Below are 16,841 nucleotides of genomic sequence, written 5' to 3' on the forward strand. Positions count from 1 at the left end.
GTTTATCCGTATAACCTGAACCGCCGTATACGGAACCGTACGTACGGTGGTGTGAGAGGACGGCGGATGTAAATCCGCCTCCTACTCGATGCACGCTCGCACAAGGATCTACGCAGACGCTGAAACATATTCATCCAACGGCGTCCTAAGAAAACTCCCGCCTCTGCCGTTACAGCGATGGCAGTGTGACATCCGTCACATCCCGCGTGCCTTAATGATCCAGTTGCAGGCACAATGCCATCTTTGATCAGCCGGGTCGGAGCTTTACCCTTGCCGCGTTTTTCTGCAATGCGTTTCAGCCATTTCCTACCGTCGACTGTGCTATTGCTTGCGGGGCTGGCGGCTGCCTACGTCAAGGACCTCAACGTTTTCTTCACCTCCCTGTTCAACGTGCTTCCCACGTTGGTGCTGCTCTTGGGAGGTGCGTACTGCGCGGTTTACCGACGTCAGCGTGAACTGTTTCTGATGGCAACGGTGTACATCGCTTATTTCCTGCTGGACACCCAAACCGATTTCTACCGCGATAACGGCAAGGTCCGCGAAGACGCGGCTGTAGTGTTCCATCTTGTCTGCCTGTTGTTACCGCTGTTGTTCGGGCTGTTCGCGGCGTGGCAGGAGCGTACTCACTTGTTCCAAGACATGGTGGCGCGTTTTGCGGTGCTACTGGCATTTGGTGGCGTGGCCTTGGCCTTGGAGCAGAGCTTTCCCCAAGCCTTGCTGCTGTGGCTCTCGGAGATCCGCTGGCCGGCGTTGCACGGCGCCTGGATGAGCCTGATCCAACTGTCCTACCCGGTGTTCGCCGCTGCGTTCTTGCTGCTGGCCTGGCAATACTGGCGCAACCCGCGTCCGTTGCACGCGGCGCAACTGGTGGGATTGCTGGGGCTGTTCTGGATGCTGCCGAAGACATTCATCTTGCCGTTCACCCTGAACATCATGTGCAGCCAGGTGATGCTGATGATCGCCGCCGCGGTTGCCCATGAGGCCTATCAAATGGCCTTCCGCGATGAGCTGACCGGCCTCCCGGGCCGTCGGGCATTGAATGAACGCATGCAGCGGCTGGGACGCAACTACGTGCTGGCGATGAGCGACGTGGACCACTTCAAGAAATTCAACGACACCCACGGCCATGACGTGGGTGATCAGGTGCTGCGCCTGGTCGCCAGCAAATTGTCGAAGATCGGCGGTGGCGGTAGGGCATATCGCTACGGCGGTGAGGAGTTTGCCCTGGTATTCGCAGGCAAGACCATCGATGAATGCATGCCCCATCTGGAAGTCATCCGCCAGTCCATCGAGACGTATGCCATTCAGCTGCGCAATCCTGACAATCGTCCCCAGGACGATCAACAGGGTCGCCAGCGTCGCGCCGGCACTGGCGCCTCCAGCGTCTCGGTGACGGTCAGCATCGGAGTGGCCGAGCGCATCGACCAGCGCACCCCCGAAGAGGTGCTCAAGTCGGCGGATCAGGCGCTCTATAACGCCAAGGGCGCGGGGCGTAACTGTGTGATTGCCTTCGGGCAGAACCGGCGCGGCGCGGTGCGCATGGAGGCCGCCGCGGGTTGAGTGATGACGGCGCATTCAGCGTCTGGACTGTGATTGTGGGCCTTGATCGCCGGCAGTAGGTTGAAACGATCTGCTACCGGAGAAAACCACCATGCCCGAGTACAAAGCCCCCCTGCGCGACATGCGCTTTCTGATCGATCACGTCTTCGATTTCCATGGCCGTTATGCCGAATTGGGCGCCAGCGATGCCAGCCCGGACATGGTCAGCGCGATCCTGGAGGAAGGTGCCCGGTTCTGTGAAAGCGTGCTGGCGCCACTCAATCGTCCAGGTGACGAAGAAGGCTGCCATTTCGACAATGGCGTCGTGACGACGCCTACAGGTTTCAAGCAGGCTTTCGCACAATACGTAGAAGGCGGCTGGCATGGTCTGGCGGCGGATCCGGCCTATGGCGGCCAAGGCCTGCCCAGTTCACTGGGTCTGGTCATCAGCGAAATGATCGGTTCCAGCAATACGTCCTGGGGCATGTACCCGGGCCTGACTCACGGCGCCATGTCGGCCATCCACGCCCACGGCACCGAACAGCAGAAGCAGACCTATCTGGGCAAACTCACCGCCGGCCAGTGGACCGGCACCATGTGCCTGACCGAAGCCCACTGCGGCACGGACCTGGGCATCATCAAGACTCGCGCCGTGCCCCAGGCTGACGGTAGCTACGCGGTGACCGGTAGCAAGATATTCATCAGCGCCGGCGAGCACGACATGAGTGACAACATCATTCACTTGGTGCTCGCCAAGTTGCCGGAGGCCCCCGCCGGCACCAAGGGCATTTCGCTGTTCATCGTGCCCAAGTTCCTCCCCGACGCCACGGGCGAGGCCGGCGAGCGCAATGGTGTTTCCTGCGGATCGATCGAACACAAGATGGGCATCAAGGCATCGGCCACCTGCGTGCTGAACTTCGATGGGGCCAAGGGTTTCCTGATCGGCGAGCCGAACAAAGGCCTCAACTGCATGTTCACCATGATGAATCATGCTCGCCTCGGTACTGGCATGCAGGGCCTGTGTCTCGGCGAGGCAAGTTTCCAAGGCGCGATCAAGTACGCCAACGATCGTTTGCAGATGCGCTCGCTGACCGGCCCCAAAGCGCCGGAAAAAGTCGCCGATCCGATCATCGTTCATCCCGATGTGCGTCGGATGCTGTTGACCATGAAAGCCTTCAACGAAGGCAACCGTGCGCTGACGTATTTCACTGCGCAGTTGCTCGACACCGCGCATTTGAGCCGCGACGAAACCGCCCGCCAGGAAGCCGAAGACCTGCTGGCCTTCCTGACCCCGATCTGCAAAGCCTTCATGACCGACACCGGCCTGGAGGTGACCAACCACGGTATGCAGGTCTTCGGCGGCCACGGCTTCATTCGCGAATGGGGCATGGAGCAACTGGTGCGCGACTGCCGCATCGCGCCGATCTATGAAGGCACCAATGGCATCCAGGCCTTGGACCTGCTGGGGCGCAAGGTCCTGGGCAGCCAAGGCAAGTTGCTGCGCGGCTTTACGAAGATTGTCCATAAGTTGTGCGTGGCCAACGCCGCACACCCGCAGCTCAAGGATTACATTGCCCAGCTCGACGGGCTCAACCAGCAATGGGGCGAGCTGACCACCCAGGTCGGCATGGCTGCTATGAAAAACCCGGATGAGGTGGGGGCCGCCTCGGTGGATTACCTGATGTACAGCGGTTACATCATCCTGGCCTACCTTTGGTTGCGCATGGGACTGGTGGCGCAATCGCAACTGGATGATGGCAGTGGGGACGCAGATTTCTGCCGGGCCAAGTTGGCGACTTGTGAGTTTTATTTCAAGCGTCTGCTGCCACGTACAGCCGCTCATCGGGCCGCTATCGAGGCAGGAAGCGATTGCCTGATGAAGTTGCCGGCGGAGCTGTTTGCCCTCTGAGTTTGTGACCGTTAGTTGAAGATAAGTCACAGGTTGACCCTATGTGTCTCAAAAGTTGTTGAGGTACACTCCCGATCACTGCGAGAGCCGTTTTCCTACGAACCAATTGTTTAGATCCTGCGAGGTTTGCCATGGCTGACTACAAAGCGCCCCTGCGCGATATGCGCTTCGTCCTCAATGAAGTGTTCGAGGTCGCGAAACTCTGGGCTCAACTGCCGGCGTTGGCCGAAACCGTAGACGCTGAAACTGTCGAAGCGATCCTTGAAGAAGCCGGCAAGGTCACCAGCAAGAGCGTCGCGCCTCTCAGCCGCGCGGCTGACGAGGAGGGTTGCCACTGGGCCGACGGCGCTGTCACCACACCGGCAGGTTTCCCACAGGCTTATAAGACTTACGCTGAAGGCGGTTGGGTCGGTGTCGGTGGTGATCCAGCGTACGGCGGCATGGGAATGCCCAAGGCTGTGTCGGCCCAGGTCGAGGAAATGGTCAACTCCGCCAGCCTCTCCTTCGGCCTGTATCCGATGCTGACAGCCGGGGCCTGCCTGTCGATCAACGCCCATGCAAGCGACGAATTGAAGGCTGCGTACCTGCCGAACATGTACGCCGGTATCTGGGCCGGCTCCATGTGCCTGACCGAACCGCATGCCGGCACGGACCTGGGGATCATTCGCACCAAGGCTGAGCCCCAGGCCGATGGTTCCTACAAAGTCAGCGGCACGAAGATTTTCATCACCGGCGGCGAACACGACCTGACCGAAAACATCATTCACTTGGTGCTGGCGAAACTCCCCGACGCACCGGCGGGCCCAAAAGGCATTTCGCTGTTCCTGGTGCCCAAGTTCATGGTCAATGCCGATGGCAGCCTGGGCGCGCGTAACGCGGCCAACTGTGGCTCGATCGAACATAAGATGGGCATCCAGGCGTCGGCCACCTGCGTAATGAACTTCGATGAAGCGGTGGGTTATCTGGTTGGCGAACCGAACAAAGGCCTCGCGGCGATGTTCACCATGATGAACTACGAACGCCTGGGCGTTGGCATCCAAGGCCTGGCCACCGGCGAACGCTCGTATCAGAACGCCATCGAATACGCCCGTGATCGCCTGCAAAGCCGTTCGCCTACCGGCGCGCAAAACAAGGACAAGGTCGCCGACCCGATCATCGTCCACCCGGACGTGCGCCGCATGTTGCTCACCATGAAAGCCTCGAACGAAGGCGGTCGCGCATTCTCCACCTACGTGGCGATGCAACTGGACACCGCCAAGTTCAGCGAAGACCCGGCCACCCGCAAACGCGCCGAAGACCTCGTCGCCCTGCTGACGCCAGTGGCAAAGGCCTTCCTGACCGACCTCGGGCTGGAAACCACGGTCCATGGCCAGCAGGTTTTCGGCGGCCACGGCTACATTCGCGAATGGGGCCAGGAACAACTGGTGCGCGATGTTCGCATCACCCAGATCTACGAAGGCACCAACGGTATCCAGGCGCTGGATCTGGTTGGACGCAAGATCGTTGGCACCGGCGGGGCGTTCTACAGATTGTTCGCTGATGAAATCCGTCACTTCACCGCTACCGCGAGCAGCGACCTGGCGGAGTTTACCCAGCCATTGAACGATGCTGTCGGCACTTTGGACGAGTTGACCGAGTGGCTGCTGGACCGGGCGAAAAACAACCCTAATGAGATTGGCGCGGCTTCGGTGGAGTACCTGCAAGCCTTCGGTTACACCGCCTATGCCTACATGTGGGCCTTGATGGCAAGAGCAGCCATGGGCAAGGAAGGCCAGGATGACTTCTACGCGAGCAAACTGGGCACGGCGCGATTCTACTTCGCCCGCTTGCTGCCGCGTATTCATTCCCTGAGCGCCTCGGTGAAGGCCGGCAGCGAGTCGTTGTTCCTGCTGGAACCCGGTCAATTCTGAAATGTGACGTCATGTAAGCAAATGCTTACATGACGTGCTGGCGATTTCCCTCTACCGGCCGATTGGATCCAGGGCTAATCTAGCTTCCATGGACGTAGCGCAGGACGCGCAAGTAACAACACGGACACGTAGGATTCTGCCAGGAAGGCGGAGTGAAATGGATGTCAGGGAAACAGTCTGCAAAGCCCCGCTTCGGCGGGGTTTTCTTTTAGCCGCGTTTTTTGTCTTGTCCAAAGGCCCGTTCGGGCCGTCTCTGTGTCGACTCTCACTGAACCCTGACGAGTGGTCAGGTGTCCATGGGCTATATGGCAATGTGGCCATCGTCTCAGGAGCTATCCATGGATTTCGTTCGCATCATCATCGCCATTCTGCTGCCACCGCTGGGTGTCTTCCTGCAAGTCGGGTTTGGCGGGGCGTTCTGGCTGAATATTCTGCTGACGCTGTTGGGTTATATCCCTGGCATCGTGCATGCGGTGTACATCATCGCCAAGCGCTGAGTTCTCTGCCGGAGATCGTATCTACTGTGGCGAGGGAGCTTGCTCCCGTCGCAAGCGCTTGGGGCCGCTACGCCCGAAGCGTCGGACCGGCCCAGCGGGAGCAAGCTCCCTCGCCACAAAAACTCGCCATTTCATAAACCAGCGTCCATCACCTTGCGATAAAACAACCACTCCTGCTCCAGCGCATGCGCCTGGTTCGCAGCCTTGCGAAAGCCGTGACGCTCATCGGCGTAATAGTGCGCCTCGACCGCGACACCGTTGTCCTCCAATGCCTTGACCATGTCCCGGGTCTGCTGTGGCACGACCACCGCGTCCAATTCGCCTTGGAAAAATATCACCGGGGCGCGAATGCTTCCCGCGTGCAGCAGCGGAGTCCGGGCCCGGTAGCGTTCGACGTCCTGTTGCGGGTCGCCGATCAACCAGTCCAGATAGTCTCCCTCGAATTTATGGGTGGCATGGGCCAGGGCGATGGGGTCGCTGACGCCATAGAGACTGGCGCCGGCACGGAATACATCACGGAACGCAAGGGCGCACAGCGTCGTGTACCCACCGGCGCTGCCTCCGCGAATGAATGCACAACGGCCATCGATCCGGCCTTGCTCGTTCAAGTACGCAACGACCGCGCAGGCATCCTCGACGTCCGCTACGCCCCAGTCCAGATGCAGTGCCTGCCGATAGGCGCGGCCGTAGCCGCTGCTGCCGCGGTAATTGAGGTCGGCAACGGCAAAGCCGCGCTGGGTCCAGTACTGGATCCGCGGATCGAACATCGGGTAGCAAGCTGAAGTTGGCCCGCCGTGGATAAACACCACCAAGGGCGGTTGCTCTTCGGCGTTCATGGCCGGATAAAAGAATCCGTGGGCTTCACTTGAGGCAGAAGGGTAGCGCAGGGTTTGAGGGCGACTGATCTGCTCGGTGGGCAATGGCGCGATGCCGCCCGCCAATACCACCGCTTCACGGCTTTGCCGTTCGATGACGATGATTGCCGATGGGCTGACCGGCGAGGCGGCAACGGCATAAACGAATTGCTCATCGAGCGCCAGGCTGCGAAAGCGGCTGTAACTGCCGGTGAGATCTTCGAGCACGCTGCCGCTGCGCAGGCCCAGCCGCCCAAAGCCGGCTTCGGTCCAGCTTGCCAGGTAAGTGGTTTCATCTACCGGCAACCAGGTACAACCGCCTAACTGCCAAGGTGCGGGGCCGTGATCGGCGTCGACGGCGGACAGCGGCTCGAGAACGCCGGCACGTTCAACCCAGGGCTGCCAGTACCCGCCGCGGTCGGTCAGGCAATAGAGGCGACTGGACGCATCGAAGCGCGGCTGTTGAATCGACTCTTCGTCCTTGTCGCCTGCCACACAACGCGGCTTTTCCCAACCTGTGGCGTTGCGCTCGGCAAGCATCAGCCGCGTCACCGTCCAGGGCTGGTGTGGGCGACTCCACTCGATCCAGGCGAGTCGCAGGCCATCGGGGCTCTGCGTCGGCGCGGCATAGAAATCAGCACCGGCTGCCAGCACGCGCCGCTGGTGGTCCCCCAGCCCGATCGAGACCAACCGATGCTGATTGGCCTGTTCTTCCACCGCCAGCACCTGCCCGGCGGCGAAGCGCAAATCCCCATATCGACAGTCGCCCCGGGTCAGAGCCAACGGAGGCCCTCCCGCCAGCGCCTGGTGGTACACCTGTTGGTCCGCCTCGTTGACAAACAGCACGCCGTCATCGCTCAGGCAGAATGATCCGCCGCCGTATTCGTAGACCCGACTGCGTGCGCTGAAGCCGTCCGGGGTCAGGCAGCGGGCCTTGGCGTCTTGCCACTGCCAGATCCGGCAAGCGCCGTCTTCGGGACGGTATTCATTCCAGAACAGTCCCTGATGCCCCAGTTGCAGTTCGGCAAAGTCGACGCCCGCCGCGACGGCTTGGGCGGCGCTGAAGGGCTCAACCCTTAACGATGAGGCGCGAGTTTCGTTCATTGCGAAAGGCCAGTTGCTCGATGGTTTGAGTGGCGTGCTCGGCGTCTTCGCGAGCCTGGAGGATCATCCCGTGATGCGCGGATTTGCTGCACACCGGATCGGCATTGCTGGCGTCGCCCGTGAGCATGAACGCCTGGCAGCGACAGCCTCCGAAGTCCTTTTCTTTTTCGTCGCAGGAGCGGCACGGTTCGGGCATCCAGTCATAACCGCGGAAACGGTTGAAGCCGAACGACTCGTACCAGATGTGTTGCATGCTGTGGTCGCGCACATTGGGAAACTGCACCGGCATCTGCCGGGCGCCGTGGCATGGCAATGCCGTGCCGTCCGGCGTGACGGTCAGGAAAATACTGCCCCAGCCGTTCATGCAGGCCTTGGGACGTTCTTCGTAATAGTCCGGGGTTACGAAGATCAACTTGCACGGATTGCCCTCGGCTTCCAGCTTGGCGCGATATTCGTTGGTGATGCGTTCGGCCCGCACCAATTGTTCACGAGTAGGCAGCAGGCCGACGCGGTTGAGGTGTGCCCAGCCATAGAACTGGCAGGTGGCGAGTTCGACGAAGTCGGCTTCCAAGGCGATGCAGAGCTCGATGATGCGGTCGATCTTGTCGATGTTGTGCCGATGGGTGACGAAATTCAGCACCATCGGGTAGCCGTGGGCTTTCACCGCCCGAGCCATTTCCAGTTTCTGCGCGAAGGCTTTCTTCGAGCCGGCCAGGAGGTTGTTCACCTGCTCGTCGCTGGCCTGGAAGCTGATCTGGATGTGATCCAGCCCGGCCTTCTTGAAGTCGCTGATCTTCTGCTCGGTCAAACCGATGCCGGAGGTGATCAGGTTGGTGTAGAAACCCAGCTTGCGCGCCTCGCCGATCAGCTCGGCCAAGTCCTGGCGCACCAGCGGCTCGCCACCGGAAAAACCTAACTGCGCGGCGCCCATTTCCCGGGCTTCGCGAAACACCTTGAACCACTGCTCGGTGCTGAGCTCCTTGCCTTGCTCGGCAAAGTCCAGCGGGTTGGAGCAGTACGGGCATTGCAACGGGCAACGATAGGTCAGCTCGGCCAGCAACCACAGCGGTAGGCCGACGTCCGGCTTGGGCGGCAGGCCGGTGATGTCAGGCAAGTTCGATCCAGTGCTCTGCACGGGCGACCTCCATGAATTGCTCGATGTCGTCACCGAGTTCCGGCACGTCGGGGAACTGCGTCGACAACTCGCCGATGATCGCCGTAACATCCCGTTTCCCGTCGATCAAGCCGCCGATCAGCGCCGCGCTGTCATTGAGCTTGATCATGCCTTCAGGATAGAGCAATACATGGCCTTTCTGGGCCGGTTCGTACTGGAAGCGATAGCCCGGGCGCCAGCGAGGGGTTTTGCTGCGATCGAAACTCATAAGGAGATCCCTTTGTGCCAGACGCGCTGCCCGGTCACGCTGTGATAGGGCGGGCGATTCAATTCGTAGGCCATGCTCATCGCGTCAAGCATGCTCCAGAGGATGTCCAGTTTGAACTGGAGAATCTCCAGCATGCGCTCCTGACCCGCACGAGTGGTGTAGTGCTGCAAGGTAATGGCCAAGCCATGCTCGACGTCGCGCCGGGCCTGGCCCAGGCGGGTGCGGAAATACTCGTAGCCGGTCGGGTCGATCCAGGGGTAATGCTGCGGCCAGCTGTCCAGGCGCGATTGATGGATCTGTGGGGCGAACAGTTCGGTCAAGGAACTGCTGGCGGCTTCTTGCCAAGAGGCGCGGCGGGCGAAGTTGACGTAGGCGTCCACCGCAAAGCGCACGCCCGGCAACACCAATTCCTGGGAGCGCAGTTGATCGGGGTCCAGGCCCACCGCTTCGCCCAGCCGCAGCCAGGCTTCGATACCACCGTCTTCGCCGGGCGCGCCGTCATGGTCGAGCAGGCGCTGGATCCACTCGCGGCGGATTTCCCGATCCGGGCAGTTGGCCAGGATCGCGGCGTCCTTGAGCGGAATGTTTACCTGATAGTAAAAGCGGTTCGCGACCCAGCCCTGGATCTGTTCGCGAGTGGCGCGGCCTTCATACATCGCCACGTGATAGGGGTGATGGATGTGGTAATACGCGCCCTTGGCACGCAGGGCGGCTTCAAATTCTGCAGTGGTCAATGGTGTGTCAGTCATTCCGGGCGCTCCTACAGTTCGATGCTCATACCGTCGTAAGCGACTTCGACATTGCGTCGCGCCAACTCGGCCCGCTCGGGAGAGTCTTCATCGAGGATCGGGTTGGTGTTGTTGATGTGGATCAGCACCTTGCGCTGCTTCGGCAAATGCTCCAGCACTTCGAGCATGCCGCCCGGGCCATTTTGTGCCAGGTGGCCCATTTCCCGGCCAGTGCGGGTACCGACACCACGGCGCTGCATTTCATCGTCGTCCCACATCGTGCCGTCCACCAACAGGCAGTCGCTGCCGGCCATGATCTCCAGCAGCGGGGCGTCGACTTTTCCAAGGCCCGGGGCATAGAACAATTTACCGCCTGTACGCAGGTCCTCGACGATCAGCCCGATGTTGTCGCCCGGATGCGGGTCGAAGCGGTGCGGAGAATAGGGCGGTGCGGCGCTGCGCAGCGGCAGCGGGGTGAAACGCAGGTTCGGGCAGGCCGGGACGGTGAAGCTCTGGTCCAGTTCGATGCGGTTCCAGCTCAGCCCGCCATTCCAGTGAGTCAGCATATTGAACAGCGGAAAACCGGTGCTCAGGTCTTCGTGGACCATGTCGGTACACCAGACCTGATGCGGGCAGCCCTCGCGCAGGCTGAGCAGGCCGGTGGTGTGGTCGATCTGGCTGTCCATCAGGATGATCGCGCCAATGCCAGTGTCGCGCAGGGCCCGGCCAGGTTGCATCGGAGCGAAGCCCTGGAGCTGCGCGCGGATGTCCGGGGAGGCATTGCACAACACCCAACTCACACCGTCATCGGAGATCGCGATGGACGACTGGGTGCGCGCCTGGGCCCGCAGGCTGCCGTTGCGAAAACCTGCGCAATTGGCGCAGTTGCAGTTCCACTGGGGGAAACCGCCGCCGGCGGCGGAACCTAGAATCTGGACGAACATGGCCGCTCCATCTGCAAACCGAAATAAAAACGCCCCGGATGACCGAGGCGTTGTGTTGCGTACTGATCGCCTGCTGCCATTAACGGCTGGCGAAGTACATGGTGACTTCAAAGCCGATACGCAGATCGATATATGCGGGTTTGGACCAGGACATGGGAATACTCCTTTGGTTGGGGTGCTTGGGTTAGTTAGGACTATTGGGACCTATACATATAGTCCATCTCCGACAGAAGATGTTCAGATGCCTAAACACCTATGTTACTAAATCTGACAAATTCGTTCGCCGCGATTCTTTGAGAAAGCTCGTTGCACTGGCTGCAATGATCACTGCGCCGCTTGCCAAGAGGCTCCCGGAGACGGCTCGTTGCTGAGGCAATAATACCCTCCTTGCGCGTTGATCAAGCGGCGGGCCGCGTTTATCAATGGCTCGCGCTCCATCTGCACGATGGCGTCGGCCAGCAGCTGCAGATAGTCCGAAGAACGTCCGGCCAGTTTGCCTTGCCAGAGCAATTGCGCCGCTTGTGCACAGGGCAGCACGGCGCTATCAAGTTGGCGGGCCAGCGCTTGCTGCTGGCTGGCCAGGCTTGAATCATCGATCTGTTCGATCAGCGCCGGCAACTCGCCCAGGAACTGCTCCATGTGAGCAATCAACTGCGCTGCCGAGGCGCTGGGGGATTGGGCACCGAACAACAGGCCTGTCTGGCCGTTGATCTGCTTCAAGCCACTGAACACGGCATAGCCCAATTGCAACTCAACTCGCAGGCGCTGGTAAAACGGCGTCTGGCAGAGATGGGCAAGCAACCGCCACGCGGCCTCGTCAGACAAGTCTTGGGTCGGTGTGGGGCAAAACAGCAAAACGGCGTATTCGTCGCCCTGGGTCTCAAGCCTGTTCCAGACGCAGCCGCGGGATTGCACCAAGGCTGGCGGGTCGTCCTCACTGGCGATGCCTGGAACCCGGGTCAGCGCAGGGCCCATGGCGGCCTGAGTAGCGGCCGAGAGTCCGATGGCCAGGCCATCCCAACGGGCGCTTGTCCAGATACCTTGTTCGCTGTCGGGCCGTGGCAACGCCGGGTCTTGTGCATGTGGCTGACAATGATTCGGCAACGCCTTCAACAGGTGTCGAATCGGTATCAAGGGCGTGTCGCTGTCGGGCTGGGCGGGGGGCAGCGGTTGCCCAAGCTTCGTCAGGAGGTGTTCGAGCACTAGCGGCATCGGTGCCTGCAAGCCAACCATTTTCAGCAGCCATTGATTGCCGCAAGGTTCAAAGACAAGGTCCACGCCGGCCTGCCGAGCGTCTTCGCGCAAGTCCGCCAGATGCTGGTCGAGCCTGGACTGAAGATAGAGCGGCGCCCGAGTCGCCAATCGCCAGCGCACATACACCGCACTTTCACGGGTGTCATCCGCCAGCGCCTGGCTGAACTGCATCGGCGAGCGTTCCCGCCGGCCTCGGCTGCGGTCCTGTGCAAACGTCCGCAAGCCACGGTGGGCGCTGGTTTGGCCGCGTATCAAGCCGGCGCGGGGCGGCTCGCTGGCTGTTTGCAGGAACGGGTTGGGCGGCGGCAATTGCCATGGCCCGGCGACGTTATCCACCGGGTGCAATTGCGTGAGGATTGCCCGGAGCCGCATCAAGTCGTCTTCCGATAGAGGCCCGTCGCGTCCTTCGCTGTCCCCACGAGCCAGTTGCAGGGCTGTTGCCGTCTCCTGACGACGTTGCAGCCGTGCGTTGAATTCCTTGCGCAACGGCGCCCAATCGTCGTGGGCGGCTAAGAACCCCAGCCAATCGCGTAATAAAGGCTGGATATCGGCAGGTACTTGGTCGTTGTCGAGCTTGAGTTCGATGTGCAACAGCGCCTGGCCGGCAAATTCGTACAGCGGCGTGGCCTTGAGGCTGTCGGCCAGGCTGCGCTGGCGCAACAGCGCCAACAAGCTGCCCGGTTTATTGGTGTTCAGCCAGTTGCACAAGAAATCCAGGGCTTGAGGCGAGGCGGCCGGCAGTTGTTCGAAGGCAAACAGCATGTCCCGCCCGCCCGCACGAGTGCGTTGATAACTGGGCTCGGAGGCCTCCATGAGTGGTGGCGGCAATTGCCTGTCCACCGTTTTACCCGCAGGCACGCTTTCAGCAAACGTGGCGGCCAGCGTACCCAAGGTCTCGATGTCTTGCGGGCCGACCAGGCTCAAGGTCATTTGCCCGCTCTGATAGAAGCGCTGGTAGAAACCTTGCAGTGCCGTTTGGAATTCAGGCTTTGACACTGCCAGGCTGTCGCGATTGCCGGCATGAAAGCCTCGCAGCGGGTGAGCGGCCGACAATCCGTCATGCAGGGCAACTTGTCGCTGGGCTGCTGCGTCTTGGGACCAGGCAATGAATTCGGCGTGCAGCACTTCCCGCTCGCGCAACTGACTGTCTTCGTCCAGGCGCGGATGACGGAGCATGTCCGACAGTCGCTCCAGTCCGCCGGCGATAGCGGCGGGCGGTAATTCAAGAAAAAAATCGGTGGTGCGTTCGCTGGTGCGGGCGTTGATTTGCCCGCCGTGGCCCTGCACGTAGGCCATCAGGTTCTGCCCTGTGGGAAAGCGCTCTGTCCCCAGGAAGAAAAGATGCTCGAGAAAGTGCGCCAGTCCCGGCCAGGCCTCAGGCGCATCGTGACTGCCGGCCGCCACGCGCAACACCGCTGCGCAGCGTTTGAGGCCGCAGACATGACGTAATGTCACCTGCAGACCGTTGGCCAGGGTTTCGGTGTGAGGATGAAGGGAATCGGCGGCCAGCATGAGCACTTCCAGGAAAAAGATCTGCTCATGCTAGCGGATTCGTTCGGGTCAGTGTTTATGCAAGTCGCCGTAAAGCGTTGGTTGACGGTCGTGCAGATAGCTGTAGGCGGCACGGGAGTCCTCCATCAGTTGGCGATCCAGCTCACCCACGATCAGGGCCTCGTCCAGCCCAGCCAGGGCAGGGCGGCTGCCGTCCGGTGCGGCGATGCTGCTTTGGCCGCAATAGCGCAATTCGCCTTCATGGCCGCAATAATTGGCGTAGGCCACGAAGCATTGATTCTCGATAGCCCGCGCACGCACGGTGACGTCGGCGATGAAGTCGTAGGGCTGCATGTTGGCGGTCGGCACCAGGATCAACTCGGCGCCGGCCAAGGCCAGGCGCCGGGCATTTTCCGGGAATTCCAGGTCATAGCAGATCAGGAAACCGAGCTTCCAGCCGTTGAGCTCCACGATAGGCAGCGCCGCGTCGCCGGCGCTGAACATCGTATGATCCAGGTCGCCGAACAGGTGGCTCTTGCGATAGTTGGCCAGGCGTTCGCCGTGGGCATCGATCAGTTGGACGGCGTTATAAATCTGCCCGTCTGCGCTGCGTTCAGGATAGCCATAAAGAATCGCCAGGCCGGCCGCCTTGGCGATTCGACCAATCTGCTGCGCCCATTCGCCGTTGTAGACCTCCGCCAGTACATTTACCGCATCGACGCCAATGTTGTAGCCGGTCAGGAACATTTCCGGCAGCACCAATACATCGGCGCCCCTGGCTTCCAACGCGACCTGGTGCAGGCGCTGCAGGTTGCCGGCCGGGTCCATCGGCAGTGGTGGACATTGGTAAAGGGCTACGCGCATCGAAAACTCCTTTTATTCGGGTAGGACGATGGGGCCGATTTCGTCGAACACATCACCTGGGCCCGGGTTCTCGGGGTGAGTTTCACCACCGAAGTGCTTCATGATTCCCCACACGGCATTGAGCGAGGTCTGGACCGCGCCTTCGACCCATGCAGGTGTCCATGAGACGTCGTCACCGGCGATAAAGATCCCTTTTTGTTCGGCCGGCATATCGTCCTGCATGAAATGCGCGTACATGCGCTGGTTGTAACGGTAGTGGCCGGGCAGGGCGCCCTTGAATGCGCCAAGGAAATACGGATCGGCTTCCCAGGACACGGTAATGGGATCGCCAATGATCCGCGCCGCGATGTCCACCTTCGGATAGATTTTCTTGAGGGCATCCAGTGCCAGCCTCACGCGTTTCTCCACGGGATACGGGAGCATCTTCAGCGCATCGCTCATCCAGGAGTAGGACAGGCAAATCACCCCTGGCTTGTCATCGCCGTTATCGAACAGGTAGGTGCCACGGGTCAGGCGGTCGGTGAGCGTCATGCTCATCAGGTCGCGGCCGGTTTCCGGATCCTTGTCCTTCCAGAATGGCCGGTCGACCATCACGAAAGTCTTTGACGCCTGCATATAGCGGGTGCGGTCCAGGGCCATCCACATTTTTTGCGAGAACAGCGCTTCCTCGCACTCGATCTGGGTGGTCAACAGCCAAGTCTGGCAGGTCACCAGCACGGCGGCATATTCACGCGTGTCGCCCCAGACGTCAGTCACGCTGAACCGACCGTTGTCGGCTCGTGCAATACGTTTCACGCCGCTACGAGGCGCGCCCAGGTGCAACGAGTTCAGGCTGGTGCCTTGCGGCCAATGCGCGCAGCGCTCCGGTACGTGTTTCCAGATCCCGTGCGGTACCTGCTCCACCCCGCCAACCACCAGATGCTGATGATCGTCACAGTTGGTCATCACCACGCGGAAGATCTCGAGCATCGAGTTGGGGAAGTCCGAATCCCAGCCGCCGGTGCCGAAACCGACCTGGCCAAACACTTCGCGATGTTGGAACGAAAGCTTGGCGAACGCCTTGGAGGTGGCGACGAAGTCGTAGAAGGTGCGGTCATCCCACAGCGGCACAAGGGTGTTCCACAGTTCCTTCAGGCGCGGCACGTCGCGGTCGCGGATCGCTTGCTGGATATCGCCGAAGCGCGAGCCGGCCTCCAGTGCATCGGCCCAGGCGTCGGCGACTTCCTGGAACAGCGCGGGTAGGTCAGCCATGCTCTCGGCGTAATAGGTCTGGCCTTCCAAATCGATCACGGTACTGCCTGAAGCCGAGGTCAGCGGGTTGGGGAAGGGTTTTGTCTCCAGGCCCAGCTTGTCGACGTAGTGATAAAACGCCGTGGACGACACCGGGAAACGCATGCCACCCAGCTCGGCGACGATGCCGTCGGCGCCGTTGAACGCTTGGGAACGCAGGCGCCCGCCCAGCTTCGAGGCCTCATAGACCACAGGCTTGAGGCCCATTTTCATCAACTCATAAGCCGCCACCAGGCCAGCGATGCCGGCCCCGACAATCGCCACTTCGGCCCCGTGGTTGTGCTTGGGAATAACGCCGAGGCCGGCCGGGTGTTCGATCCAATCGTCAAAGGCGAACGGAAAATCCGGTCCAAAAATGGTGATGGGCTTCTTGCCGTCTGCGGGGTGGCGATTGTTCTTGTTCATGGCTGACCTTGAAGGGCGACTCGACGCGGCGTGAGCGTCTGAGTATAGGAAAGATGCCAGCCATTCTAGAGAGGGTGAAACACGTTAATAAGACGCAATGTGTCGTCGTTTTTAGCGGGTTTACGTCAATATGACGACGCGATGATCGTTAACGACGAGTATTCTGCTGGCAGGCTTCAGACTGGCTGTCCCCGATCAATCTTGCTGCTGAGAATGATCGATGTGGTGGTCTTATCAACCCCGTCCACGCCACCGATCTGGTCGAGCAACTGATCCAGTTGCTCCGGTGAGTCCGTGCGCAGCCACGCCACGTAATCGAATTCGCCGCTGACCGCACACAATTGCTGGACTTGAGCCATGGCGCTCAAGCGTCGCAGCACTTCCTTGCCGGAGCGCGGTTGAACCTTGATTCCAACGTAAGCCTGCAAGCCGCCATCGATCACTCGTTGCCCCAGGCGCACGCCATACCCGGTGATCACCTTGGTTTTTTCCAGTCGCGCCAGCCGTGACGTCACCGTCGTTCGGGCAATGCCCAATTGTCGGGCGAGCATGGCGACGCTTTCGCGAGCATTGATTTGCAGCGCCGCGATCAACTGGCGATCGATTTCGTCGAGGACGGGGGGGCGGGTGTCAGTCACGGTCGGCTCCGGCGCAAGCATCAAGGTCGGGC

Annotated in this window: 14 protein-coding genes; 4 read left to right on the forward strand and 10 right to left on the reverse strand. The window is 60.8% G+C overall.

The annotated features are described in order from the left end of the window. Positions 1–270: 270 nt before the first annotated feature. The 4 genes from HU806_RS21800 to HU806_RS21815 all read left to right on the forward strand — a co-directional run bounded on the left by HU806_RS21800 (position 271) and on the right by HU806_RS21815 (position 5,855). Entirely contained in the window at positions 271–1,560 is a 1,290-nt protein-coding gene (locus tag HU806_RS21800) for a GGDEF domain-containing protein (RefSeq protein WP_186614262.1), read from the forward strand. A gap of 91 nt (positions 1,561–1,651) precedes the next feature. Continuing rightward, positions 1,652–3,448 (forward strand): acyl-CoA dehydrogenase C-terminal domain-containing protein, encoded by a 1,797-nt coding sequence (locus HU806_RS21805; protein WP_186614264.1) that lies wholly within the window; start codon positions 1,652–1,654, stop codon positions 3,446–3,448. Between the two features lie 131 nt (positions 3,449–3,579). Further along, a complete protein-coding gene (locus HU806_RS21810; RefSeq protein ID WP_186614266.1) occupies positions 3,580–5,358 on the forward strand; it encodes an acyl-CoA dehydrogenase C-terminal domain-containing protein in 1,779 nt (592 codons plus the stop codon). Positions 5,359–5,696: 338 nt separating this feature from the next. Further along, a complete protein-coding gene (locus HU806_RS21815; protein WP_186614268.1) occupies positions 5,697–5,855 on the forward strand; it encodes a YqaE/Pmp3 family membrane protein in 159 nt (52 codons plus the stop codon). Between the two features lie 131 nt (positions 5,856–5,986). Here the strand turns inward: HU806_RS21815 and HU806_RS21820 are convergent, their stop codons facing one another. The 10 genes from HU806_RS21820 to HU806_RS21865 form a co-directional block, all read right to left on the reverse strand. Further along, complete coding sequence (locus HU806_RS21820) at positions 5,987–7,813, reverse strand: alpha/beta hydrolase family protein (RefSeq protein ID WP_186614270.1); 1,827 nt, start codon at positions 7,811–7,813, stop codon at positions 5,987–5,989. Then, complete coding sequence (gene pqqE / locus HU806_RS21825; RefSeq protein ID WP_186614379.1) at positions 7,779–8,918, reverse strand: pyrroloquinoline quinone biosynthesis protein PqqE; 1,140 nt, start codon at positions 8,916–8,918, stop codon at positions 7,779–7,781. The genes HU806_RS21820 and pqqE overlap by 35 nt, the downstream gene beginning before the upstream one ends. Position 8,919: 1 nt before the next feature. Then, positions 8,920–9,195 carry a pyrroloquinoline quinone biosynthesis peptide chaperone PqqD gene (gene pqqD / locus HU806_RS21830; protein WP_186614272.1) on the reverse strand — a complete coding sequence of 92 codons (276 nt, stop codon included), beginning with the start codon at positions 9,193–9,195 and terminating at the stop codon, positions 8,920–8,922. Next, positions 9,192–9,944: a pyrroloquinoline-quinone synthase PqqC gene (gene pqqC, locus HU806_RS21835; RefSeq protein WP_186614274.1), complete on the reverse strand. Its 753-nt coding sequence runs from the start codon at positions 9,942–9,944 to the stop codon at positions 9,192–9,194. Before pqqC ends, pqqD begins: the two co-directional genes overlap by 4 nt. Positions 9,945–9,955: 11 nt before the next feature. Continuing rightward, positions 9,956–10,867 (reverse strand): pyrroloquinoline quinone biosynthesis protein PqqB, encoded by a 912-nt coding sequence (gene pqqB / locus HU806_RS21840; RefSeq protein ID WP_186614276.1) that lies wholly within the window; start codon positions 10,865–10,867, stop codon positions 9,956–9,958. Positions 10,868–10,946: 79 nt separating this feature from the next. Next, entirely contained in the window at positions 10,947–11,021 is a 75-nt protein-coding gene (pqqA, locus tag HU806_RS21845) for a pyrroloquinoline quinone precursor peptide PqqA (RefSeq protein WP_003177660.1), read from the reverse strand. 170 nt (positions 11,022–11,191) lie between these two features. Next, the gene (pqqF, locus tag HU806_RS21850; protein ID WP_186614278.1) at positions 11,192–13,633 is read right to left on the reverse strand and encodes a pyrroloquinoline quinone biosynthesis protein PqqF; all 2,442 of its coding nucleotides are present in this window, start codon (positions 13,631–13,633) and stop codon (positions 11,192–11,194) included. 48 nt (positions 13,634–13,681) lie between these two features. Beyond that, entirely contained in the window at positions 13,682–14,476 is a 795-nt protein-coding gene (locus HU806_RS21855; protein WP_186614280.1) for a carbon-nitrogen hydrolase family protein, read from the reverse strand. Between the two features lie 12 nt (positions 14,477–14,488). Next, entirely contained in the window at positions 14,489–16,171 is a 1,683-nt protein-coding gene (locus tag HU806_RS21860) for a flavin monoamine oxidase family protein (RefSeq protein ID WP_186614282.1), read from the reverse strand. A 176-nt stretch (positions 16,172–16,347) separates the two neighbouring features. Beyond that, entirely contained in the window at positions 16,348–16,809 is a 462-nt protein-coding gene (locus tag HU806_RS21865) for an Lrp/AsnC ligand binding domain-containing protein (RefSeq protein WP_186614284.1), read from the reverse strand. Positions 16,810–16,841 lie beyond the last annotated feature (32 nt).

Origin of the sequence: Pseudomonas sp. SWRI154, assembly GCF_014268645.1 — a bacterium.
GTDB lineage: Bacteria > Pseudomonadota > Gammaproteobacteria > Pseudomonadales > Pseudomonadaceae > Aquipseudomonas > Aquipseudomonas marvdashtae.